Origin of the sequence: Azospirillum oryzae (assembly GCF_008364795.1) — a bacterium.
Lineage (GTDB): Bacteria > Pseudomonadota > Alphaproteobacteria > Azospirillales > Azospirillaceae > Azospirillum > Azospirillum oryzae.
On sequence record NZ_VTTM01000010.1, the window covers coordinates 17441 to 38500 of the forward strand.

Consider the following 21060-nt stretch of genomic DNA (forward strand, 5'->3'; position numbering starts at 1 on the left):
GGGGGACTATGGTTGTGCCGGCCCGGACAGACCCGGGTCGTTCAAAGCAATGGCTGGCATGAAGCGGTTGGGCCACATCTTCGCCATTCTGGCGTTCGCCTTCGCGCTCCTGATGGGCGCGGCGGGCGGAGCCATGGCGAATGTGGGGGCCCATGTGGACATGCCGGCCGGCTCGATGGGTCATCACGGCTCACATCACGCCCCGTCGCCTCCATCCCAGACCGACCACCACAAGGCCGCCCTCGCCGTCGCGGCGACCTGCTGTCCGGCGGCCGAGGCCCCGGCCCGGCACGGCGTCGCCATCCCGGTGACCATGGTCGAAACGTCCTGGCACCCGCGGGCCGGTTTCGTCCCGAACGCGCGGGACATCACACCGGACACGCCCCCTCCGAAGACCAGCCTCTGATCGGCCGAGTGCTCTGACGCCTGCGTCGGACGCCCGGCCACGCGCCGCCTGACCGGCGGCGTGCGCGAGCGATTCCGACCACGCGATCAGAGGACTTTCAAAAATGTCCGAGAGGCATTTCACGACCCGCCGCGGCTTCATCGCCGCGCTGGGCTTCGGCGCCGTCTCCCTGTACGGCGCCTGGGCAGCCTATGGCGCCGCCCCGCTTCCCTTCGGTGGACATTCCGGACACAAGGACGCCGCCCGGGAAACCGACGCAGACGGTCATGGCGGCCATGGCGCGGCCGAGGGCATGGCGCCCGAGGAGTTCCGCTTCGAGCATGACTTCTTCGTCCGGAAATACGCGCAGAAGGACGGCAGCGTGAATCCACACGCCGACGCGGACGCCCACGGCCATGAGGGCGATGCGCATGGCGGGCATGGGCACGCCGACGCCGGTCACGGCCCCGGTGCGGCGACGGCGTCCGGTGAGCCGGCGGATCTCTACCTGATGGCGCAGAAGTTCGCCTACAGCCCGGATGTCCTCCGGCTCAAGGCCGGCCAAGCCTACCGGTTCCGCATGATGGCGGACGACATCACGCATGGCGCGTCGATTCAGCTGGGATCCGCCAGCCGCATCATCCGCCTGCGGCCGAACGTCGTGACCGAGCAGACGATCACCTTCACCAAGCCGGGCGAGTACCTCGTGTACTGCACCGTCTACTGCGGTCAGGCGCATGACGCCATGCACGGCCGCATCGTCGTCGGCTGAGCCGGGGAGAACTCAACGCATGGATACCCTCTCGACCTCCTTCGCCCCGGCCGGGGCGACCTCGCGCCTGACCGCGCGCGTCGCCTCCCTGCCGTCGGCCGACAAGGCCCTCCTCGCGCTGCTGTTCGGCGCCGCCCTGCTGGCGCTCGTGCTGGGGCTGGTTGGCGGCGCCGTGACCGCGCTCGCCCGAGCCGGGGCGCTCACCTTCCTTCCGGATGACGCCTACCGCATCCTGACCCTGCACGGCGTGTCCGTGTTCTTCTACTGGCTCTACCTGATCCAGGCGGCCCTGCTGCTGGTGCTGGCGGCGGCCGAGAACGGCCGGGGCCTCGCCCTGCGCCCCCTCGCCTGGACCGGTGCCGCCCTGATGCTGGCGGGCTTCGGCGTCAGCGAGTGGATCTCCGCCACCGGCACGCCGCTGCTCTATGACGGCAGCCCCGAACTGGCCGCGGACGACCCGCGCTCCGTCGGGGTCTTCGCGCTCGGCTACCTACTGCTCTCGGCAGGTCTGGTGGCGTCCGCCGTCTGCGGCATCGCCACCGTGCTCCAGCCCCGGCTGCGCGGCGAGGCCGGCGAGTTCACCTCCATCGGCTTCGCCCTGTTCGCCTGGGCTGGCTTCCTGGTGGTCAGCGCGATCGCCGCGACGAACGCATTCCTGCCCGGCCTGCTGTGGGCGCTCGGCGCCGGTCCATTCCCGGCCGACCACGGCACCGAATGGCACATCCTGTTCCACAACCTGCATTACCTGCCGCTGATGGCGGCCGTGCTGGTGTGGTACGTGCTGAGCGAGCACCTGACCGGGGTGACGTCGATCCATGGCCCGCGCCTGTCGAAGATCGTCTTCGCCGCCTATCTGGTCTTCGTTCCGCCGACCAGCCTCTACCACATGTTCCTTGAGCCGAACCTGTCGGAGAGCGTCCGGGTCGTCGGCTCGCTGCTGTCGCTGTTCGTCTCGGTGCCGACCCTGGCGGCCTTCGCGATCATCGTCTCCTCGCTGGAAGCCAGCGCCCGGGCGCGCGGCGCCACCGGCTTCTTCGGCTGGATGCAGGGGCTGCCCTGGCGGAACCCGGCGATGGCGAACATGGGTTGGGCGGCGGTGAACATGATGATCGGCATCACCTTCGCCTTCGTCCTGATCCAGGAGAAGCTGGCGCCGATGTTGTCGGACACCTTCTTCGTGCCCGGCTATTTCCACTTCTTCGCGGTCGGCGTGCTGACCCAGACCTTTCTGGCGGCACTGATGGTGATCCTGCCGGCACTCGGCGGAGGCAGCCTGTGGCGCCCGGACCTGCTGCGGCGCATGCCGGCCGTCGTCACCATCGGCCTGCTGATCTTCGGCGCGGCCGGCATCACCGCCGGCTTTATGGGCGTGCCGCGGCGCGTCTTCGACGTCGGCTACGGCGGCATGGCCCCGGCGGCATGGCCGCTGCTGATGGCCCTGGTCGGCGTCGGCGCCACGATCTTCGCCATCGCCATCTCGGTCACCGTCTACGGCGTCGTCCGCACGCTGCTGTCGCTGCGCCCGTCAGGCGGGCAGGCGCCGGTGGTCGATTGGCGGACCGGGTCGCGCGGCGTCTGCGCGGTTCCGGCCTGGACCGGGCCGCTGTCGGTCGCGGCGCTGATCGCCGCCATGTACGTCTTCACCATCGTCGCGTTCCAGCTGATCCAGTCGCTGCCGATCATCGCCATCGGCGGCGGGCACGGCCACTGAGCGACGGCCACTGAGCGCAGGAGTACCGTCATGAGAATGAACGAAGAGCTTTGGCTCGTTGTCGCCATCGCCGCCGTGTGGGCGGCGCTCGCCGCCGTCTACGCGCTGGTCCCCGGTCTTGGCATGCCCGGTTACGTCCGGGTCTGGGGCGGCGGCGCGGTGCTGTTCCTGGGGCTCGCCGGAGTGCTGGTCGCCGTCAGCCGGAAGGCGCCCAGGGGCTGAACCGCTGCACAACAGTGCGACAAGGCGGCGCCATGGGGGCATGAGCATCGCTCCGCCCCCATGACACCCCTATGTCACTTCTTGATGCCGAGGATGGTTTCGGCCTGGGCGAGCGTCGCCTCCGACTCGGCATGCTTGCCCTGCTTATGGAACGCCTCGCCATCGGCGCGGAGCTTCTTCACCTGCGTCATCTGGTCGGCGCTCAGCTTCGGATTGGCCGCCAGGGCCTGGTCGATGGCGGCCATGTGTTTGGGACAGCTGTTGGCGAGTGCCGGACCGGTCAGAGCGACGGCGAAGACGGCTGCCAAAGCGACGTTCCTGAGCATGGTGTTCCTCCCGTTTTGCAGCCCGCGAGAGCGTGGGCTGCTCGATGGACGCCGGGACGGCGCCCAGTATTCCAACAAGTATTCCAACACGGGCGGTCCCGGCTGGCGACTGGGCAAACGGCGACGGCGGTATCCGTGCCGCCAGTGCGAACGAAGCAGGGCGATGAGGTCATCGCGGCGCTCGGTTCGTCATCGATCCTTTCGGGCGGCGTCCTCGATTGCTTCCGAACCGGCGGAGAGCGTCACCACCCCGTTCTCCCGGACAAGCCGCCCCGTGCGCTCCAAAACGGCCAAGGCCCGGTAGATCGCCTCGTGCGTCAGCCCGATCTCGGCGGCGATCTCTGTCCAGGGCCGGTCCAGCCGCAGCATCGGCGGATCGCCCGACACCTGGAGCCGGAGCCACGCCACGACCCGTTCCGACGCGGACCGGATGTTCCGCAGCTCCAGACGGCTGCGCAGGTCGCGGACATGAGCGGCAAGCCCACGGGCCAGGGCAAGCGCGGCCTGGGGGTTGTCCTCCAGGGCGGCGAGCAGGTCCGGCTTGGGGATCACCATGACCTGCGACGGCATTTCGGCGACGCCATCGCAGTGGTAGGCCTCCGCCCACAGAGCGGCCTCGGCAAAACTCTCACCGGCGCGGGCAACGTGCAGCGTCACCGACGAACCGTCCTCGAGGTGCCGCAAGAGGCGCACCCGGCCCCGGTCGACAAGAAAGACCGCCACGGTCGCATCGCCCTGCCGGAACAACGCCTCGCCAGGCTTCAGGCACCGACGATGGAGCCGCTGCGGTTCGACGAGCCCGATCCATGCGCTTGCCCCCAGCTTTCCCAAAACCGCCTCACCCGGAATTCTCGGCCATATGATTGCAATCATATGGCGTTGCAGGGAACCCGGCTACCGTCCGGGGGGTCACCCACCAGGAGGATCCCATGCCGATCCGCACCGCCGTCACCCTTGCCCTCGTCGCCGCTGTTGGACTTGGCATCGGATTTCTTGGCATCGGATTTGGGAGCGCAGCCGCTCAGACCGCGATGCCGATGGACCACGCCGCCCATCATGCCGCCCACCATACCGACGCACCCGCATCGCCATCCGGCGTGGTCCCGACCATGCCCGGTCAGGATGCCTTCGGCACCATTCAGGAGATTGTCCGCATCCTGGAGACCGATCCGGGCACCGACTGGTCCCGGGTGGACATCGAGGCGCTGCGCCGGCACCTCGTCGACATGAACGAAGTCACGCTCAACGCGACGGCTGTCGCGACGCCGGTGGACGGCGGAGCCAGCTATACCGTCACCGGTGACGGGCGGACCCTGGAGGCGATCCGCCGGATGGTGCCGGCGCATGCTCACGAGATCGACGGTGTGAACGGCTGGACAGTCAAGGCCGAGCCCGTGGCGACCGGGGTCGTGCTGACCGTCACCGCCACCGACCCGAAGCAGACGGCCCATATCAGGGGACTTGGGTTCATCGGCATCATGGCCCAGGGAGGTCACCACCAGATGCACCATCTCGCCATGGCGAGAGGCGAGTTCAGTCACTGACGGGCGAAGGCGCGCTGGTTGTCCGGACTCTCGCAGATGTCTGGATGCGCGGCTTGGGCTTTCACAGGAAATTATAATGAAACCGGAGAATGATCCTATAAAATCCCCGGCAAAAATACCTTTGTTTCCGATTGGGCAGGCCGGAAAACTCACGATCTATTTAAAACATTCATTGCAAATTTCCCAGCGGATCACCATTTGAAATTCAGTGAAGCCGCTCCAGCCTTGCTTCCTCTTTGCCGATGATCGTGCATCCGAAGCGTTTTCCTGGCGTGACTCCATCCGGACGGCATGACCACCGATCCTGCCGATCATCCGGCCATCGTCGGAAAATACCGTCGGAGAGCCCCCATGGACGCCGGGACACGCCTTGCATTCATCCTTCTGACATCCCGGCCGGGGTAACGGCCATGACATCCCCGCTCCACTCCATCGAGGGGCAATGCCCCCATGGCGCCGATCTGCTGCGCGAGCAGCTGCGCTGGACCAATGCCGAGCGCCGCTGGCATCCGCTGCATCAGGGCGCGGCGGACGGACGGCTTCTTCCCCCCGCTTTTCCGCCGCCGGGCCACGCCAGCCTGCTGCGGGGCGCCGTGCTGACCCGTCTCACCATGGCCCGTGCCGCCGGCGCGACCGCCTTCAAGGAGCAATGACCTCATGAGCCTTTCAGCCCATTACATCGTGTCGTGCCGAACGGACGGCTGGTTCATCCGGTTTGAGGGGGAGCGCTATGGCCCCTTCGTCAACGGACAGGCCGGCGCGCTGATCGCCGCGGTTCAGGCCGCCAACCAGGCCGGAAAGGACGGGCATGACGCCCGCGTGCTGCTGCGCAAGCCGGATGGCGCCGTCGATGCCGTCTGGGTCTTCGGCACCGACAGCTACCCGTCGCCCTGGGTGGAGGATCTGCATCGGATCGCACAGCTGCCGCGCCGTGAACGGGTCCGTACGCCCGTCCCGCCGTCCTCCCCGGCACTGGACGCCACGGCGGGCCAAGCGGTGACGGGCCGGGCATAAACCGGAAGGCGGAAGGCCGGAAAGGCCGGACGCGGATCAGGCGGTCACCTCGTCGGTCCAGACCTGGAATTCCGTCAGGGTGTTGGGGCCGAAGGTGTGGGTGAGCGGCACGTCGGCGGCGTCGCGCCCCTGCGCGATCAGAATGCGCCCGATCCGCGGAGCATTGTTCCGCGGATCGAAGACATGCCAGCGACCGCCCAGATACACCTCCATCCAGGCGGCGAAATCCATCGGCGCATAGGGCGGCGGCTGGCCGATGTCGCTGATGTAGCCGGTGCAGTAGCGCGCGGGGATGTTCATGGCGCGGCAGAAGGCGATGGCGAGATGAGCATAGTCGCGGCAGACCCCGCACTTCTCGGCATAGGTCTGGGCCGCGGTCCGCGTCGGGCGCGAATGCTCGTAGCCGAACGTCACATGGCCGTGGACGAAGTCGCAGATCGCCTGCACCCGCGCCCAGCCCGGCGGGGTGCCCGCGAACAGCCGCCACGCCTCGTCCGACAGGACGTCGGTCTCGCAATAGCGGCTTCCCAAAAGGAACAACAGGGTGTCGGCCGGCAACTCGTCCACGCGGTGCTGTACGGCGCCGTGGTCCGCCGGATCATGCGCGCCGCTGTCGCGGATGATGCTGTCGGCGCTGATGGTGACGGGGCCGGCGGGCGCGACCAGCCGGCTGCACCAGTTGCCGAAGCTGTCGCGATAGCCCTGGATCGGCGCCGGCACGCTGGTGACGATGTGGTCGGGCCGCTCCAGGTCGCCGACGCGCGTGTAATGCACGTTCAGCATCACGATCATCGGTGTCGGGGCGGGAAAGCTGAAATTCAGCCGGTAACCCAGGTGAATGCGCATGAGGGCCCTCCGATGAAAAAGCATGCCGGTGACGGCGCGTGCCGATGTCGATCCGCGGCAGCAAGGGATCGGGGGAAAGATGGATGTATGGCGCATGGACCGCGCTGTAAATCCTCTGAAAAAGCCTAACAGACTTTGCGCGGACTCATACAGCTTTTCGCGATTTCGCTTCACATCGGATCGCGGCGCGAATGGATTACGCCGGCAACCTTCTGACCGCTCCTTCTATTTCTCTGCCTGCTTTTTCAGCAGCAGCGGCCCATGAAAAAGGCGGCGCCATACCGGCGCCGCCTTTTCTACTTTGCGACAGGCTCGCGTGGCCCGGGCGACAGTCCCGTCAGATGATCACGCCATGGTCCTTGGCGAAGGTCTTCAGCTTGTCGCGCAGGCTGTGGTCGGCCCCGGTGTAGAGGCCGCTCATGTAATCCCGCAGCGCCGCGACCTCGAGCGAGCGCAGCATCGTCTTCACCGGGCCGACCGACGGCGGCGACATCGACAGGGTGCGGAAGCCGACGCCGATCAGCGCCATAGCGTCGAGCGGCCGGCCGGCCATCTCGCCGCAGATGCTGAGCGACACCTTGTGCCGGGTGCATTCGTCGACCAGCCGGCGCAGCACGCACAGCATCGACGGCGACAGCGGGTCGTAGCGGGTCGAGGTGCGCGGGTTGCCGCGGTCGGCGGCGAACAGATACTGGGTCAGGTCGTTGGAGCCGACCGACAGGAAATCCAGCTTGGGCAGCAGAGCCGGGAGTTGCCACAACAGAGACGGCACCTCCAGCATCGTGCCGACACGCAGGGTGCTGGGCGGCTCGATGCCCTGGGCGGCCAGCCGCTTCAGCTCCAGCTCCAGCAGGCGGCGGGCGCCGTCGAACTCCGCCACCTCGGCGATCATCGGGAACATCACCGACAGCGGCCGGCCGCCGGCCGCCTGCAACAGGGCGCGCAACTGCTGGCGCAGCAGCGACGGGTGGTCGAGCCCGATGCGCACGGCACGCCAGCCCAGCGCCGGGTTCTCCTCCTCGCCGCCGGTCATGTAGGGCAGCATCTTGTCGCCGCCGACATCCAGCGTGCGGAAGACGATCGGCTTCTCGCCGACCTCGTCCATGATGCGGGAATAGAGGTCGGTCTGCGCCTTCACGTCGGGGTAGGAGGCGCGGACCATGAACGGGATTTCGGTGCGGTAGAGACCGACGCCCTCCGCCCCGCTGGCGGTCAGGTGCGGCAGGTCGATCAGCAGGCCGCAGTTCAGCTGGATGGAGATCGGCACCCCGTCGCGCGTCACCGACGGGAATTTGCGGATCTCCGCATACATCTGTTCCTTGCGGTGCTGCAGCGCCACCGCCTCGCCGAAGGCCATCTGGATGTCTTCGGCCGGGCGGATGAAGACCTGCCCATGGTCGCCGTCGACGATCAGCTGGTCCAGCGGCTCGATCCGGTTCAGGGCGTCGGCCGCCTGCACCACCGGGATGTTCAGCGCGCGGGCGACGATGCAGACATGGCTGGCCGGCGAACCTTCCTCCAGCAGCAGGCCGCGCAGGCGCGAGCGGTCGTAATCCAGCAGTTCCGCCGGCCCCATGGAGCGGGCGACCAGGATCATGTCGTCCGGCAGGGTCGCGCTGTCGGTGCCGGTGGTCTTGCCGGCCAGATGTTGCAGCAACCGGTTGGTCAGATCCTCGAAATCCATCAGCCGTTCCCGGATGTAGGGATCGGTCAGATGGCTCATGCGGGCGCGGGTGTCGTTCTGCACCTGCTGCACCGCCGCCTCGGCGGTCAGGCCGACGCGGATCGCCTCGCGGATGCGCGACAGCCAGCCGCGGTCCTCGGCGAACATCCGGTAGGTCTCCAGGATGTCGCGCGGTTCGCTGAGCCCCGCCAGCGACGCCGCCTCCAGCAAATCGTCGATGGCGCTGTGCATGGTCTGCAGCGCGGTGTTGAAGCGTTCCAGCTCGGCGTCGGCATCCTCCGCCACCATCTGGCGGACGGTCAGCTGCGGCCGGTGGATGACGGCGAGGCCCATGGCCAGCCCGGCGCTCATCGCCGTGCCCGACAGGCGGGCCGGCAGCAGCACGGGGTCGCCGGTGGTGGTGACCTCCACCGGGTTGACCAGCTCGCTCTGCGCCACCAGTTCGGCGACGACCATGGCGATGGTCTGGAGGGTTTCCACCTCCTCCTCGACATAGCGGCGGCGGTCCTTGTGCTGGATCACCAGCACGCCGCGCACCTTGCTGCCGCGCAGGATCGGCACGCCGGCCAGCGACTGGAACGGGTCCTCCCCCGTTTCCGGGCGGTAGGCGAAGCTGGGGTGGGAGGGCGCGTTGTCCAGGGCCACCGGGCGGGCATGGCCGGCGATGTAGCCGACGATGCCCTCACCCACGCGCAGGCGGGTGTTGTGGACGGCGGTCTTGTTCAGGCCCTCGGTGGAGAACAGCTCCAGCACCTCGCCGGCGCGCATGACGTAGCAGGAGCAGACGTCGGCCTTCATCTCCGCCGCGATCAGCGTGACGATCTTGTCCAGCCGGTCCTGCCCCGACCCCGACCCGGCCATGATGTCGCGCAGCCGGGCGAGCAGCCGGCGCGACGAGGTGCCATCGAAACGGACGTCCATTCCCCCCTCCATACCGCCGCCACCGGTTGCCGTGTCGAGGGTGTCGGTCATCGCTACAGCGCTCCCACGGGCGGTTCCGCCATCAGGCTCCCCACTCCTGTCAACGATGCCTCATCCATCGCCCGGCGGGCCAGAGCCGATTCGGCCTGGGCGATCAATTCGGCCAGGATGTCGGCCACCGGCTGTTCGCGGGTGACCAGCCCGACGCTCTGCCCGGCCATCAGGGAGCCGTTCTCCACGTCGCCCTCGATCACCGCGCGGCGGAGCGCCCCGGCCCAGAAATGCTCGATCTCCAGCATGCCCTCGTCGCGGCTCATGACGCCGGAATCGACCCTGGCGATGACGTCGCGCTGGAACTCCATGAAGCGCTTGGACGCCTCGTTCGCCAGCGCGCGCACCGGGATGACGGGAAAGCGCGGGTCGATCTGCACCGACGGCTGGGCGTCGCGGGCCGACGCCCGGATGAAGGCCTGCTTGAAGTTGGGATGGGCCACGCATTCGGTGGCGCAGACGAAGCGCGTGCCGACCTGCACGCCGGCCGCCCCCAGTTCCAGATAGGAAAGGATCGTCTCGCCCCGGCCGACGCCGCCGGCGACGAACACCGGCACCTCGCGCAGCTCGGGCAGGATTTCCTGGGCCAGAACGGTTGTGGAGACAGGGCCGATATGGCCGCCCGCCTCCGTTCCCTCGATCACCAGCGCGTCGGCACCGTGCTTCGCCAGCCGCCGGCCGGCGGTCAGCGTCGGTGCGAAGGCCATCGCCTTGGCCCCGCCGTCCTTGATGCGGCGCAGGGTGGCGCTGGACGGCAGGCCGCCGGCGACGACCACATGGCCGACGCGCTGCTCGCGGCAAACGTCGATCAGCTGGTCCAGCGCCGGGTGCATGTTGATGAGGTTGACGCCGAACGGCTTGTCGGTCAGCGCCCGGGTGCCGGCGATCTCCACCGCCAGCTGGTCCGGGGCCATGGAGCCGCAGGCCAGCACGCCGAAACCGCCGGCGTTGGAGATGGCGGAGACCAGATGCCGTTCGGACACCCAGCTCATGGCTCCGCCCATCACGGCGGTGCGGGTGCCGAGGAACTCCCGGCCCCGTTTCCAGAGCCGGTCGAGCCGGGCCGATGCTGCCGCCGCGTATGATGTGGCGTCGGTCATGGCCGGCCCTCCCCTGCTGTTGCGGTCCCCGGCACCCGGGTCGCCACCTGCGCTCAGGCGGCGTCCAGGCCGTAGGCGGTGTGCAGGGCGCGCAGCGCCAGCTCCGCATACTCCTCGGCGATCAGGACCGAGATCTTGATCTCCGAGGTCGAGATGACCTGGATGTTGATGCCCTTGTCGGCCAGCGCCTTGAACATGCGCTGGGCGACGCCGGCATGGCTGCGCATGCCGACGCCGATGACCGACACCTTGACCACGTTGGCATCGGAAATGATGCGCTTGTAGTTCAGGGTGGACTGCGCGTCCTCCAGCACCTTCACGGCGCGGGCGATGTCCGCCTTGCCGACGGTGAAGGTCATGTCGGTGGACTTGCCGTCTTCCGACACGTTCTGGACGATCATGTCAACGTTGACGGCGTTGTCGGTCAGCGGACCGAAGATGGCGGCGGCGACGCCCGGCTGGTCGGCGACGCCCACCAGGGTGATCTTCGCCTCGTCGCGGCTGTAGGCGATGCCGCTAACAACTTCCTTTTCCACGATCTCGTCCTCGTCAACAACCAGGGTTCCGGGAAGCGAACTGCCCGCAGCGGCTTCGAAGCTCGACAGCACCTGCACGCGCACGCGGTGGTTCATCGCCATCTCAACCGAGCGGGTCTGAAGCACCTTGGCCCCCTGCGAGGCCATCTCCAGCATTTCCTCGTAGGTGATCTTGTCGAGCTTGCGCGCCTTGGCGACGATGCGCGGGTCGGTGGTGTAGACGCCGTCGACGTCGGTGTAGATGTCGCAGCGGTCGGCCTTCACCGCCGCCGCCAGCGCCACCGCCGAGGTGTCCGAGCCGCCGCGGCCCAGCGTGGCGATGCGGCCCTGTTCCGACACGCCCTGGAAGCCCGCGACCACGGCGACTTCGCCGGTCTGCAGGGACTTTTCCATCTCGGTGGTGTCGATGGAGACGATGCGCGCCTTGCCGTGCGTGTCGTCGGTGCGGATCGGCACCTGCCAGCCGGCCCAGGAGCGGGCGGGAATGCCGAGCGACTGCAGGGCGATGGCGAGGAGACCGGAGGTCACCTGCTCGCCCGATGCGACGACCGCGTCATATTCGCGCGCGTCGTGCAGCTTGTCGATGTCGTTGCAGTATTTGACGAGCTGGTTGGTCACGCCGGACATCGCCGACACGACGACGGCGACCTGATGCCCCGCCTTCACCTCTTGCTCGACCTTCCGGGCCACGTTCTTGATGCGGTCGATGTCGCCGACCGACGTGCCTCCGAACTTCAGGACGATCCGCGCCATACCTCACACCATGTCTGGCCGCCCGGTCATGCCATCTGGATCATGCCATCAGGATCATACGGGTCGGCTGAGCGCACCCCCGCTCCACCGTTGCCGGCGCGGGGCGGCGTATCCATACTCCGTCGGTGGAAGCGAGGCAAGTTGCCCGCACCCGTCCCGCCTCACAGTTTACGGATTTTCACCATGACCGCCTCATCCTCCGCCTTCCCGCACGCGTCCGCAACCGCTTCGGCCGATGGACCCAGTGGCGGAACCGTGGATCCGGAGGATGTCGCCCGCTTCTCCGCCATTGCCGCCGAATGGTGGGATCCGACCGGCAAGTTCAAGCCGCTGCACCGGCTGAATCCGTTGCGCCTGACCTACATCCGCGACAGCGTCTGCAAGCGGTTGGGCCGCGACCCGCTGGCGCCCAACGCGCTGGCGGGCCTGCGCGTGGTCGACATCGGCTGCGGCGGCGGCCTGCTGGCCGAACCGATGGCGCGGATGGGCGCCAGTGTGGTCGGCGTCGACGCGTCGGAAAAGAACATCAAGACCGCCGCCACCCACGCCGCCGAGACCGGCACGACCGTCGATTACCGCGCCACCACCGCCGAGGCTCTCGCCGCCAGCAGTGAAAAGTTCGACGTGGTGCTGGCGATGGAGGTGATCGAGCATGTCGCCGACGTGAACCTGTTCGTGAAGTCGCTGTCCGACCTGCTGGCGCCGGGCGGCGTGCTGTTCCTGGCGACGCTGAACCGCACGCCGAAGTCCTTCGCTCTCGCCATCGTCGGGGCGGAGTACATCCTGCGCTGGCTGCCGCGCGGCACCCACAACTGGCGCCAGTTCCTGCGCCCGTCCGAACTGAACGCCGCCGTACGCACGTACGGCCTGAGCGTACGCGACCTGACCGGCATCACGTACAACCCGCTGAGCGACGAGTTCCGGCTGAACGCGCGGGATCTGGACGTGAACTACATGGGCTGGGCGGAGCGGGGGTGAGGTTCGACCGAAGCCGACGCCGCTTCATTTCGACCGTCATTCCCGCGCATGCGGGAATCCAGCCGTTTCAAGCGCTTGAGCCGGATACCTGGATCCCCGCCTTCGCGGGGATGATGGCCGAGAGAGATGCGGTTTTAAAGGCGCCGATTGTCCTCAATCCTCGTACACAGCGTCCAGCGGCAGAGAGAGGTCCAGCGCCGCCAGCATGACCGGACCATCGCACACGACATCGACGGTCCAGCCGCTGCCCTCGCGGCGGTAGACCTCGACCAGACGCTCGCTCTGGGAGACCAGAACGATTTCGCGCAGGGACGGAATTTTCTGGTAGTTGGTCCGCTTCTCGCGGCGGTCGATGGCCTCGGTGCTGTCGGACAGAACCTCCACCACCAGCACCGGATCCTTGACGACATAGGGGTCGTCATCGCCGCCGGCACAAGTCGCGACGAGGTCGGGATAGTAGAAGGCGTTCGCCGCCTCGACCCGAACCTTCACGTCATTCGCATAGGCTTGGCATCCACGGGCGCGGGCGGCCTGCCGCAGGGCGACGAACAAATTGCCGACAATGGTCGCATGACGGCGGCTCGCCCCGACCATGGCGAAGATCTCGCCGTCGACATATTCGTGCCGCACCTCGGCGCTCCGTTCGGCAGCGAGATAGTCCTGCGGCGAAATCCAAGGCTTGCGCGATACGCCTGCCATGGCCTTGGCCCCTGTCAAAAAAACCGGCTCGGCACAAGTGTACCAGCCCACCCGGCCCCACTCCAATTGGTGCATCCGCCGCCAAAGAAAAAGGGCCGCGCACGATCCCGTGCGGCGGCCCCTTAAACATGCCGTGCCCCTCACCGGCGGCCCGTCAGTTGGACGGGGTCGGCTCGTGCTGGGTCAGGAGCGCGTACATCGCGTCGCCGGATTCGGCTCCGCGCAGCTTCTCGCACATGGACTGGTCGCGCAGAAGGCGCGACACGCGGGCGAGCGCCTTCAGATGGTCGGCTCCCGCCTGCTCCGGGGCGAGGAGGAGGAAGATCAGATCGACCGGCTGCTCATCGATCGCGTCGAAATCGATGGGCCGCTCCAGGCGGGCGAAGACGCCATGGACGCGGTCCAGGCTGGACAGCTTGCCGTGCGGGATGGCGATGCCATGCCCCACACCGGTCGTGCCCAGCCTTTCGCGCTCCAGAAGCACGTCGAAGATCGCCCGCTCGTGCTGACCGGTCAGCTCGGACGCTTTGCGCGCCATCTCCTGCAGGGCCTGCTTCTTGTTGCCGGCCTTCAGGTTCGGGAGGATGGCGTGCGGAGAGATGAGGTCGAGCATGGACGCTTCTTGACCAGGGAGACGGGTCGGCGCCGTCAGGCGCCGGCCTTCTCCGCCGGATCGACCCAGCCGATGTTCCCGTCGGCACGGCGATAGACCATGTTCAGGCGGCCATGCGCACCGTTGTGGAACATCAGGGCGGGGGCCTGCGCCAGTTCAAGGCGCATCACCGCCTCGCTGACCGACAGGGTGGCGATGCTCGTCTCCATCTCGGCCACGACCATCGGGTTGGCGACGCCGTCGGCGGCAGCCTCGACCTCGTCGTGATGCTCCTCGGCCTCGGCTTCCAGCACGCGGTAGCTGGCCGGGACGGCGGCGCCGTTCTCGGCGGCGTGGTGGTCGCGCAGGCGGCGCTTGTAGCGGCGCAGGCGCTTGGCCAGCTTCTCGCAGGCGATGTCGAAGGCCGGGTAGGGTTCGGTGGCGTCGCCGGCACTCTGCAGGACGATGCCGCGGCCCACATGGACCTGGATATCGGCCTTGTAGAGATGCGCGTCCTTGGTCAGGACGACGTTCGCCTCGATCGGCTTGTCGAAGTACTTGCCGACCACGGCGTTCAGGCTATCGGCCACATGGGTGCGCAGAGCGTCGCCCACATCGAGCTGCTTGCCTTTGACGGAGAGTTGCATGGTGGAACGTTTCCAAAAATTGGTCCGCTGGGGACGGTGTAGACACGACGTTCTAAGATGCCCGCATTCTTAAGATGCTGATCCGCCGCTTGCGGGCCGGGACGATAGGCAAGGGTCACCGGACTGTCAATCGAGCCCTCCCCCGTCCGACCCACCTACATGCGTGACATCTTGGCACGTCGTCGCTGCACCGATGACGGTATTTTCATCGCTTCACGATACTTCGCGACCGTCCGCCGCGCAATGTCGATCCCTTCCGCACGGAGAATCTCCACCAGTTTGTCGTCCGAAAGCACGTCGTCCGGCTTTTCCGCATCGATCATGGTCTTGATGCGGTGCCGAACCGCTTCCGCGGAATGGGAGGCCTGACCGTCCGCACCCTGGATGGCGGAGGTGAAGAAGTATTTCAGCTCGAAGACGCCGCGCGGAGTCGCCATGAACTTGTTGGTGGTGACGCGACTGACGGTGCTCTCATGCATGCCGATGGCCTCGGCGATGTCGCGCAGGATCAGCGGCCGAAGATGCGAGACGCCATGGATGAAGAAGGCGTCCTGCTGGCGGATGATCTCGCTCGCCACCTTCAGGATGGTGGTGGCGCGCTGGTGCAGCGACTTGACCAGCCAGTTCGCCGACTGGAACCGCTCGGAGATGTATTCCTTGTCGGCCTTGTTGCGGGCGCTGTCGGAGATGCGGGCGAAATAGCGATGGTTGACCAGCACCCGCGGCAACGTGTCGGGGTTCAGGTCGATCAGCCAGCCGCCGCCGGGATTGGCGCGCATCAGGATGTCGGGGGTGACCAGCTGGGCCGGCGTGTGGTCGAAGGCCAGTGCCGGCTTCGGGTTCAGCTTGCGGATGTCGACGACCATGTCGGCGACGTCCTCGGCATCGACGCCGCAGACCTTCATGATGGCCGGCAGGTTGCGCGCGGCCAGAAGCTCCAGATTGTCGAGCAGCGCCGCCATCGCCGGGTCGAGCCGGTTCTTCTCGCGCAGCTGGATCGCCAGGCATTCCTTCAGCGACCGCGCGAAGATGCCGGGCGGATCGAAGCGCTGGCAGGCGGCCAGCACCCGCTCCACCCGCTCCACGTCGCAGCCCAGCTGTTCGGCCATCGCCCGGGCGTCGAACCCGACCAGCCAGCCAGCCTCGTCCAGCATGTCGATCAGGGCCAGCCCGATCAGTTGGTCACCGAGGTCGGGCAGGTCGATCTTCAGCTGTTCGGTCAGGTGGTCGCGCAGGTTCTTTTCGCTGGTCAGCGTCGCTTCGAGGTTGCTGTCGTCATCGTCGAAGCCGCTGCGGCCGCCGCGCTCGCCATAGGAGCCGTAGACCTCGCTGCCGCCGTCCGAGCCGTCGGAAAAGCGGTCGTCGCCATAGACATTCTCGAAATCGGTGTCGAGCGGCGCCTCCGACGAGGAAGCCATCGTGTCCGACGAGGTCATCTCCACGGTGTCGCGGGTGCGCCCGTCGGTCGGCGCCAGGGCCGGGCCGTCGTCGCGGCCGTTCAGCCCGTCGATGCTGAGGCCGTTCGCCTCCATGCCGCCGGGGCCGTCCAGCCCGCCCGGCGCCTCGCCGCCGGCACCGTCGCCGACAACGGGGTCGCTGCCGCCGTCGCTGGGGCCGCTGTCGCGCTCCAGCAGCGGGTTCTGCTCGATCTCGCGGTCGACGAAGTCCGACAGTTCGATGTTCGACAGCTGCAGCAGCTTGATCGCCTGCTGCAGCTGCGGCGTCATCACCAGGGTCTGGGCTTGTCGAAGGTCGAGACGTTGAGCAAGCGCCATGGCTGTTGAACCGGGACCAGTGGGAACGGAGGGCTACAGACTGAACCGGTCGCCGAGATAGACCCGACGCACGCCCTCGTGCGCCACGATCTCGTCCGGCCGTCCCTCCATTAGTACCACACCATCGTGCAAAATGTATGCCCGATCGACGAGGTCGAGCGTTTCACGGACGTTGTGGTCGGTGATCAGCACGCCGATGCCGCGGTCGCGCAGGTGGCCGACCAGCTCGCGGATGTCGTTCACGGCAATGGGATCGATGCCGGCCAGCGGTTCGTCCAGCAGGATGAAGTGCGGCTGCCCGGCGAGCGCGCGGGCGATCTCCACGCGCCGCCGCTCGCCGCCCGACAGCGCCAGGGCGGGGGAGCGGCGGAGATGCGTGACCGAGAATTCGGCCAGCAGCTCGTCCAGCATCGCCTCGCGCGCGTCACGGTCGCTCTCCACCACCTCCAGCACGGAGCGGATGTTGTTCTCCACCGTCATGCCGCGGAAGATCGAGGCCTCCTGCGGCAGATAGCCGATGCCGAGCCGGGCGCGGCGGTACATCGGCAATGCCGTGATGTCCTGGCCGTCCAGCGTGATCGTGCCGGAATCGGCGGCGATCAGGCCGGTGATCATGTAGAAGCAGGTGGTCTTGCCGGCGCCGTTGGGGCCGAGCAGCCCGACCGCCTCACCGCGCTGGACGCTGATGGAGACGTCGCGCACCACCGGCCGCTTCTTGAACGACTTGCCGAGATGCTGGGCCACCAGCCCTTCGGTCGGGACGGATGCCGTGGGGCTGCTGCCGGCGGGCGCGGCGCCGGGTCCGTTCGCGGTCAGCACGGTCACGGCTTCTTGCCCGCGGCGGCGGCGCTCTTGCCGCCCTCGGTCTTCTCACCGGGAATCAGCAGGCCGCTGACCCGGCCGCCGGCATCGCGGCCAGCGATGACGCGGTTGATCTTGGTGTTCATGTTCATCTCGGCGGCTTCGCCGTTCAGCTGGTTGTCGCCGCGGGTGATCTTGACGTTGCCCATCAGCACCGCGACGTTGTCGGCGACGGAATAGACCAGCTTGTCGGCCAGCGCCACGTCGGTGGGGGTGGTGACGACGATGTTGCCGGATCCGTCGATCCGCTCCATCTGGGTGGTGCCGTCCGGCATCTTCTTCAGCCGGCCGATCAGCACGTCGGCGCGCAGCCGGTCGTTGCCGCGCACCGCCACCGCGTCGCCGCGCGCCACGGTCAGGTCCTGCGCCTCGTAATATTCCAGGCTGTCGCGGGCGGTGACCACGTCCTTGGTGGTGATCAGCTTCAGGTCCTTGCCGGTGACGACGGCCACCTGCTTGTCGACGTCATAGACGCCATGGTCGCCGAACACCTGCTGGGTCGGGCTGACGATGCGGACATTGCCGTCGGCCACCAGCTGGAACACCTCGTTCCCCTTGCCGGGAACCTCGCGGTAATAGGCGGTCAGCACGTCGGCGAAGACGGTCGAGTCGTTGCGCTTGGCCGACGCGTTGCCGCGCGCCACATAGGCGCGGACGTCCTGGTGCCATTCGATCGCCTGATCGGCGTTGATCTCCACCGGCTGCTTGCCGCCCATGCCGGGCAGCCCCTGAGCGAAGGCCTGCCCCGGAACCAGAGGTACGAAAGAGAAAAACCCGCCGGCCAGGATGGCCGACAGGGTCAAGACGGTACGGAATGGCGACCGTTTGGACGTCACGGCTTCTTGCTCCCGGGGCGCTCGGCGGCCTGGACCTCGGCCTTCGACTGGTTGAGGAAGACGACGTTCTTGCCGCGGTCCGTCATGCGGAAGCCCTTGGCGTTGATCTCGCCCTGCGGACCCTGGCCGGTCACCGCCTGCTCGCCCCAGGCGTTGCCCTTGCGGATGTCGGCCTCGGCCTCGCTGGTGGTGAACTCGTTGCCGTCGTCGCGCAGGACGTGGACGTTGCCGCGCATCAGCAGGATGCCGGTGCTCTGGTTGTACCAGCCCTTGTCGGAGCGCATGGTCACCCAGGTGCCGGTGCTCTCGGTCATCTCCGCCTGCGGGTCGTCCAGCAGGACGATGTCGGGCTGGTCGGCCGACTTGTCGGCCTTGGCCGCCACCAGCGAGAAGGGCTGGTTGTGTTCGTCCAGGCTGAAATAGCGCGGCTTCAGCATCTCGCTCTGCCCGGCGTCGGCGGAGACGCGCGGGGTCGGCGGGCTGTTCAGCGACGGCCAGGCGGCCAGCAGCGCCACCATCGCCAGCGCCGCCGCCGGCAGCACGAACTTCATGGCCGAGACGAAGCGGCTGTAGAACCGGCCGACCGGCCGCGTGCTCCGCCGCCGGTGCGCCCTGAGCGCGGTCGGCGGCTCCGCCGGCACCGGGGCGCGGGCGTCCCGGCCGACGGCGGTCGGGGCGGGTGCGGTGCGGCCGGCTGCCGTACGGTCGGGGCTGCGCAGGTCGTCCAGGCTCAACTCTTCGTCCCTCCGGCTCGGCGCTTGGCTTCCATGATGGGCGGGAACGGCGTCAGGCGGCGCCGGCGCGCAGGACATCGTGGATGTGCACGATGCCGAGCGGCCGGTCCGCCTCGATCACGAACAGGGTGGTGATCTTCTTGTCGTTCATCTCGCGCAGCGCCTCGACGATCAACGCCTTCGGGCGGATGGTCTTGGGCCGCGGCGACATGATGCTGTCCGCGCGTTCCGCCAGAAGCTCCGGCGTCAGATGACGGCGAAGGTCGCCGTCGGTGATGATCCCGACCAGCGCCCCGGCTTCGTCGGTCACCCCGACGCAGCCCAGCCGCTTGGCCGTCATCTCGAAGATGACGTCGGACAGCGGCGAGTCAAGGCGGCACAGGGGCAAATCATCGCCCTTGTGCATGATGTCGGTGACCTTCAGCAATGCGCGACCCAACTGGCCGCCGGGGTGGAACTCGCGGAAATCGGCGGCGGAGAAGCCGCGCCGCTCCAGCAGGGCCACCGCCAGCGCGTCGCCCAGCGCCAGCATCATCGTGGTGGAGGTGGTGGGCGCCAGCCCCAGCGGGCAGGCTTCCGGCTCCGGCGGGACCACCAGCGCCACGTCCGACTGTTCGGCCAGCGAGGAGGCGGCGCGCCGCGTCATGCCGATCAGCGGGATGCCGAAGCGGCGGGTGTAGGCGATGATGTCCGCCAGTTCGTGCGTCTCGCCGGAGTTGGAGAGCGCCACCACCGCGTCGATTCTGGCGATCATGCCGAGGTCGCCGTGGCTCGCCTCGCCCGGATGGACGAAGAGGGCCGGCGTGCCGGTGGAGGCCATGGTCGCGGCGATCTTGCGGGCGACATGTCCCGACTTGCCCATGCCGGTGACGACGACGCGGCCTTCGATGCCCTGGAGGATGTCGAGCGCCCGCAGGAACTCCCCGTCGAGGCTGCCGGCCAGCGCGACCAGCGCATCGGCCTCGGTCCGCAGGACGCGGGTGGCGCAGGCGAGATCGCGGTTCTCCACTTCCGTCGAAGCGGTGGAGCCGTCGGTCAGGCTGCCAGAAAGGCTGGACGTGATAACGCTGGTCAAGGCTGTCATGCCTTCCATTCAAGAGGCCCGTCCGCGGGCCGTTCACACCACAGGCCCCGCAAGGGGCCGTTCACACCATAGGCCCCGCATGGGGCCGTTCACAAACACGCGCCTGCCCGGAGGACTCCCGGCAGGCGCGTCGTGCAGTATGCCCCCCGGCGGACGCCGGGTCAAATCCACGGCCGGTCAGGGGAAGAGGTGTCGCAGGTGGCCCCGCTCCCGCCTCTCGCACAAACTTTGCTTGTGCTGTCGGCGTCAGGCGGATCGAATATCCGCTGAGAGCCCCGGCAGAGGGCGTCTACCTCGCGATCAGTGCGCCAGAATGTCCGGGGTTTCCCAGCCGCCGAGGTCCAGCTCGCCGCGGGCGGGCAGGAAGTCGAAGCAGGCCTGGGCCAGATGGGTGCGGCCCTCGCGCGCCAGCATGACGTCCAGTTTCGCCTTCAGGTCGTGCAGGTGCAGCACGTCGGATGCCGCATACTTCATCTGGTCGGTGGTCAGCTCGGGCGCCCCCCAGTCGGAGGACTGCTGCTGCTTGGAGATCTCGACGCCGAGTAGATCCTTGCACAGGTCCTTCAGGCCATGGCGGTCGGTGAATGTGCGGACCAGCTTGGAGGCTACCTTGGTGCAATAGACCGGCTGGCAGCTGACGCCCAGATAGGCTTTCATCACCGCCACGTCGAAACGGGCGAAGTGGAACAGCTTGGTCACGTCGGGGCGGGTCAGCAGGCGCTTCAGGTTCGGCGCCTCGTACTGGCCGGGGCGGAACTGGACCAGATGGACGGCACCGTCGCCGGCCGACAGCTGCACGAGGCAGAGACGGTCGCGGTGGGGGTTCAGCCCCATGGTCTCGGTGTCGATGGCCACGCAGTTGTCGCGGGCGCCGGCGGCGAGGTCGAGGCCGTCGGGGAGGTCGCCGTCATGAAGGTCGATGGGCATGGTCGCGTCCCGGGGTGGTCAGGCCCCCGGCCACGGACCCTAGAAACGACGAACGCCGCTCT

The 21060-nt window shown here is 67.8% G+C and carries 23 protein-coding genes; 8 read left to right on the forward strand and 15 right to left on the reverse strand.

Going from position 1 to position 21060, the window contains the following annotated elements; genetic code table 11:
• Positions 1-58 precede the first annotated feature (58 nt).
• The 4 genes from FZ938_RS22690 to FZ938_RS22705 all read left to right on the forward strand — a co-directional run bounded on the left by FZ938_RS22690 (position 59) and on the right by FZ938_RS22705 (position 3090).
• Positions 59-406 carry a hypothetical protein gene (locus FZ938_RS22690; RefSeq protein WP_174757187.1) on the forward strand — a complete coding sequence of 116 codons (348 nt, stop codon included), beginning with the start codon at positions 59-61 and terminating at the stop codon, positions 404-406.
• 103 nt (positions 407-509) lie between these two features.
• The gene (locus FZ938_RS22695) at positions 510-1157 is read left to right on the forward strand and encodes a cupredoxin domain-containing protein (RefSeq protein WP_149200720.1); all 648 of its coding nucleotides are present in this window, start codon (positions 510-512) and stop codon (positions 1155-1157) included.
• 19 nt (positions 1158-1176) lie between these two features.
• Positions 1177-2868, forward strand: a complete 1692-nt coding sequence (locus tag FZ938_RS22700; protein WP_174757188.1) for a cbb3-type cytochrome c oxidase subunit I — start codon at positions 1177-1179, stop codon at positions 2866-2868.
• 30 nt (positions 2869-2898) lie between these two features.
• Complete coding sequence (locus FZ938_RS22705) at positions 2899-3090, forward strand: hypothetical protein (RefSeq protein ID WP_149200722.1); 192 nt, start codon at positions 2899-2901, stop codon at positions 3088-3090.
• 74 nt (positions 3091-3164) lie between these two features.
• Here the strand turns inward: FZ938_RS22705 and FZ938_RS22710 are convergent, their stop codons facing one another.
• Together FZ938_RS22710 and FZ938_RS22715 are read right to left on the reverse strand one after the other, a co-directional pair.
• A complete protein-coding gene (locus FZ938_RS22710) occupies positions 3165-3416 on the reverse strand; it encodes a hypothetical protein (protein ID WP_149200723.1) in 252 nt (83 codons plus the stop codon).
• 189 nt (positions 3417-3605) lie between these two features.
• Complete coding sequence (locus FZ938_RS22715) at positions 3606-4247, reverse strand: Crp/Fnr family transcriptional regulator (RefSeq protein WP_246457594.1); 642 nt, start codon at positions 4245-4247, stop codon at positions 3606-3608.
• Between the two features lie 98 nt (positions 4248-4345).
• On the opposite strand from FZ938_RS22715, the gene FZ938_RS22720 reads away from it, so the two are divergent.
• The 3 genes from FZ938_RS22720 (at position 4346) to FZ938_RS22730 (ending at position 5974) form a co-directional block, all read left to right on the forward strand.
• Complete coding sequence (locus FZ938_RS22720) at positions 4346-4960, forward strand: hypothetical protein (RefSeq protein WP_149200725.1); 615 nt, start codon at positions 4346-4348, stop codon at positions 4958-4960.
• Between the two features lie 410 nt (positions 4961-5370).
• A complete protein-coding gene (locus FZ938_RS22725; RefSeq protein ID WP_149200726.1) occupies positions 5371-5613 on the forward strand; it encodes a hypothetical protein in 243 nt (80 codons plus the stop codon).
• 4 nt (positions 5614-5617) lie between these two features.
• Positions 5618-5974 carry a hypothetical protein gene (locus FZ938_RS22730; protein WP_149200727.1) on the forward strand — a complete coding sequence of 119 codons (357 nt, stop codon included), beginning with the start codon at positions 5618-5620 and terminating at the stop codon, positions 5972-5974.
• A 36-nt stretch (positions 5975-6010) separates the two neighbouring features.
• Here FZ938_RS22730 and FZ938_RS22735 read toward each other — a convergent pair whose 3' ends face one another.
• The 4 genes from FZ938_RS22735 to FZ938_RS22750 all read right to left on the reverse strand — a co-directional run bounded on the left by FZ938_RS22735 (position 6011) and on the right by FZ938_RS22750 (position 11865).
• A complete protein-coding gene (locus FZ938_RS22735) occupies positions 6011-6820 on the reverse strand; it encodes a transglutaminase-like domain-containing protein (RefSeq protein ID WP_149200728.1) in 810 nt (269 codons plus the stop codon).
• Between the two features lie 337 nt (positions 6821-7157).
• Positions 7158-9437: a phosphoenolpyruvate--protein phosphotransferase gene (ptsP, locus tag FZ938_RS22740; RefSeq protein WP_425492022.1), complete on the reverse strand. Its 2280-nt coding sequence runs from the start codon at positions 9435-9437 to the stop codon at positions 7158-7160.
• Positions 9438-9478: 41 nt separating this feature from the next.
• A complete protein-coding gene (locus FZ938_RS22745; protein ID WP_109152702.1) occupies positions 9479-10576 on the reverse strand; it encodes an NAD(P)H-dependent flavin oxidoreductase in 1098 nt (365 codons plus the stop codon).
• Positions 10577-10629: 53 nt separating this feature from the next.
• Entirely contained in the window at positions 10630-11865 is a 1236-nt protein-coding gene (locus tag FZ938_RS22750) for an aspartate kinase (RefSeq protein ID WP_085087122.1), read from the reverse strand.
• A 183-nt stretch (positions 11866-12048) separates the two neighbouring features.
• Here FZ938_RS22750 and ubiG point away from each other — a divergent pair, with 183 nt between their 5' ends.
• Positions 12049-12843, forward strand: a complete 795-nt coding sequence (gene ubiG / locus FZ938_RS22755; protein WP_246457596.1) for a bifunctional 2-polyprenyl-6-hydroxyphenol methylase/3-demethylubiquinol 3-O-methyltransferase UbiG — start codon at positions 12049-12051, stop codon at positions 12841-12843.
• Between the two features lie 153 nt (positions 12844-12996).
• Here the strand turns inward: ubiG and FZ938_RS22765 are convergent, their stop codons facing one another.
• The 9 genes from FZ938_RS22765 to FZ938_RS22805 form a co-directional block, all read right to left on the reverse strand.
• The gene (locus tag FZ938_RS22765; RefSeq protein WP_149200730.1) at positions 12997-13542 is read right to left on the reverse strand and encodes a Uma2 family endonuclease; all 546 of its coding nucleotides are present in this window, start codon (positions 13540-13542) and stop codon (positions 12997-12999) included.
• A gap of 154 nt (positions 13543-13696) precedes the next feature.
• Positions 13697-14155 carry a PTS IIA-like nitrogen regulatory protein PtsN gene (gene ptsN, locus FZ938_RS22770; protein WP_109074398.1) on the reverse strand — a complete coding sequence of 153 codons (459 nt, stop codon included), beginning with the start codon at positions 14153-14155 and terminating at the stop codon, positions 13697-13699.
• Between the two features lie 35 nt (positions 14156-14190).
• Positions 14191-14781, reverse strand: a complete 591-nt coding sequence (hpf, locus tag FZ938_RS22775) for a ribosome hibernation-promoting factor, HPF/YfiA family (RefSeq protein ID WP_149200731.1) — start codon at positions 14779-14781, stop codon at positions 14191-14193.
• A gap of 155 nt (positions 14782-14936) precedes the next feature.
• Positions 14937-16556, reverse strand: a complete 1620-nt coding sequence (gene rpoN / locus FZ938_RS22780) for an RNA polymerase factor sigma-54 (protein ID WP_149200732.1) — start codon at positions 16554-16556, stop codon at positions 14937-14939.
• A 33-nt stretch (positions 16557-16589) separates the two neighbouring features.
• Entirely contained in the window at positions 16590-17381 is a 792-nt protein-coding gene (gene lptB, locus FZ938_RS22785; protein WP_149200733.1) for an LPS export ABC transporter ATP-binding protein, read from the reverse strand.
• On the reverse strand, positions 17378-18253 hold the full coding sequence (locus tag FZ938_RS22790) for an LptA/OstA family protein (protein ID WP_149200734.1): 876 nt from the start codon (positions 18251-18253) through the stop codon (positions 17378-17380). Before FZ938_RS22790 ends, lptB begins: the two co-directional genes overlap by 4 nt.
• On the reverse strand, positions 18250-18987 hold the full coding sequence (gene lptC, locus FZ938_RS22795; RefSeq protein WP_246457598.1) for an LPS export ABC transporter periplasmic protein LptC: 738 nt from the start codon (positions 18985-18987) through the stop codon (positions 18250-18252). The genes FZ938_RS22790 and lptC overlap by 4 nt, the downstream gene beginning before the upstream one ends.
• Before the next feature lie 52 nt (positions 18988-19039).
• On the reverse strand, positions 19040-20080 hold the full coding sequence (locus FZ938_RS22800) for a KpsF/GutQ family sugar-phosphate isomerase (protein ID WP_149200735.1): 1041 nt from the start codon (positions 20078-20080) through the stop codon (positions 19040-19042).
• A gap of 291 nt (positions 20081-20371) precedes the next feature.
• Positions 20372-20998 carry a ribonuclease D gene (locus FZ938_RS22805; RefSeq protein WP_149200736.1) on the reverse strand — a complete coding sequence of 209 codons (627 nt, stop codon included), beginning with the start codon at positions 20996-20998 and terminating at the stop codon, positions 20372-20374.
• Positions 20999-21060 lie beyond the last annotated feature (62 nt).

Bases quoted from the DNA above. Each gene is read 5' to 3' on its own strand.
- FZ938_RS22690 (WP_174757187.1), top strand. From the start codon at position 59: ATGAAGCGGTTGGGCCACATCTTCGCCATTCTGGCGTTCGCCTTCGCG.
- FZ938_RS22695 (WP_149200720.1), top strand. From the start codon at position 510: ATGTCCGAGAGGCATTTCACGACCCGCCGCGGCTTCATCGCCGCGCTG.
- FZ938_RS22700 (WP_174757188.1), top strand. From the start codon at position 1,177: ATGGATACCCTCTCGACCTCCTTCGCCCCGGCCGGGGCGACCTCGCGC.
- FZ938_RS22705 (WP_149200722.1), top strand. From the start codon at position 2,899: ATGAGAATGAACGAAGAGCTTTGGCTCGTTGTCGCCATCGCCGCCGTG.
- FZ938_RS22710 (WP_149200723.1), bottom strand. From the start codon at position 3,416: ATGCTCAGGAACGTCGCTTTGGCAGCCGTCTTCGCCGTCGCTCTGACC.
- FZ938_RS22720 (WP_149200725.1), top strand. From the start codon at position 4,346: ATGCCGATCCGCACCGCCGTCACCCTTGCCCTCGTCGCCGCTGTTGGA.
- FZ938_RS22725 (WP_149200726.1), top strand. From the start codon at position 5,371: ATGACATCCCCGCTCCACTCCATCGAGGGGCAATGCCCCCATGGCGCC.
- FZ938_RS22730 (WP_149200727.1), top strand. From the start codon at position 5,618: ATGAGCCTTTCAGCCCATTACATCGTGTCGTGCCGAACGGACGGCTGG.
- FZ938_RS22735 (WP_149200728.1), bottom strand. From the start codon at position 6,820: ATGCGCATTCACCTGGGTTACCGGCTGAATTTCAGCTTTCCCGCCCCG.
- ptsP (WP_425492022.1), bottom strand. From the start codon at position 9,437: ATGGAGGGGGGAATGGACGTCCGTTTCGATGGCACCTCGTCGCGCCGG.
- FZ938_RS22745 (WP_109152702.1), bottom strand. From the start codon at position 10,576: ATGACCGACGCCACATCATACGCGGCGGCAGCATCGGCCCGGCTCGAC.
- FZ938_RS22750 (WP_085087122.1), bottom strand. From the start codon at position 11,865: ATGGCGCGGATCGTCCTGAAGTTCGGAGGCACGTCGGTCGGCGACATC.
- ubiG (WP_246457596.1), top strand. From the start codon at position 12,049: ATGACCGCCTCATCCTCCGCCTTCCCGCACGCGTCCGCAACCGCTTCG.
- FZ938_RS22765 (WP_149200730.1), bottom strand. From the start codon at position 13,542: ATGGCAGGCGTATCGCGCAAGCCTTGGATTTCGCCGCAGGACTATCTC.
- ptsN (WP_109074398.1), bottom strand. From the start codon at position 14,155: ATGCTCGACCTCATCTCTCCGCACGCCATCCTCCCGAACCTGAAGGCC.
- hpf (WP_149200731.1), bottom strand. From the start codon at position 14,781: ATGCAACTCTCCGTCAAAGGCAAGCAGCTCGATGTGGGCGACGCTCTG.
- rpoN (WP_149200732.1), bottom strand. From the start codon at position 16,556: ATGGCGCTTGCTCAACGTCTCGACCTTCGACAAGCCCAGACCCTGGTG.
- FZ938_RS22800 (WP_149200735.1), bottom strand. From the start codon at position 20,080: ATGGAAGGCATGACAGCCTTGACCAGCGTTATCACGTCCAGCCTTTCT.
- FZ938_RS22805 (WP_149200736.1), bottom strand. From the start codon at position 20,998: ATGCCCATCGACCTTCATGACGGCGACCTCCCCGACGGCCTCGACCTC.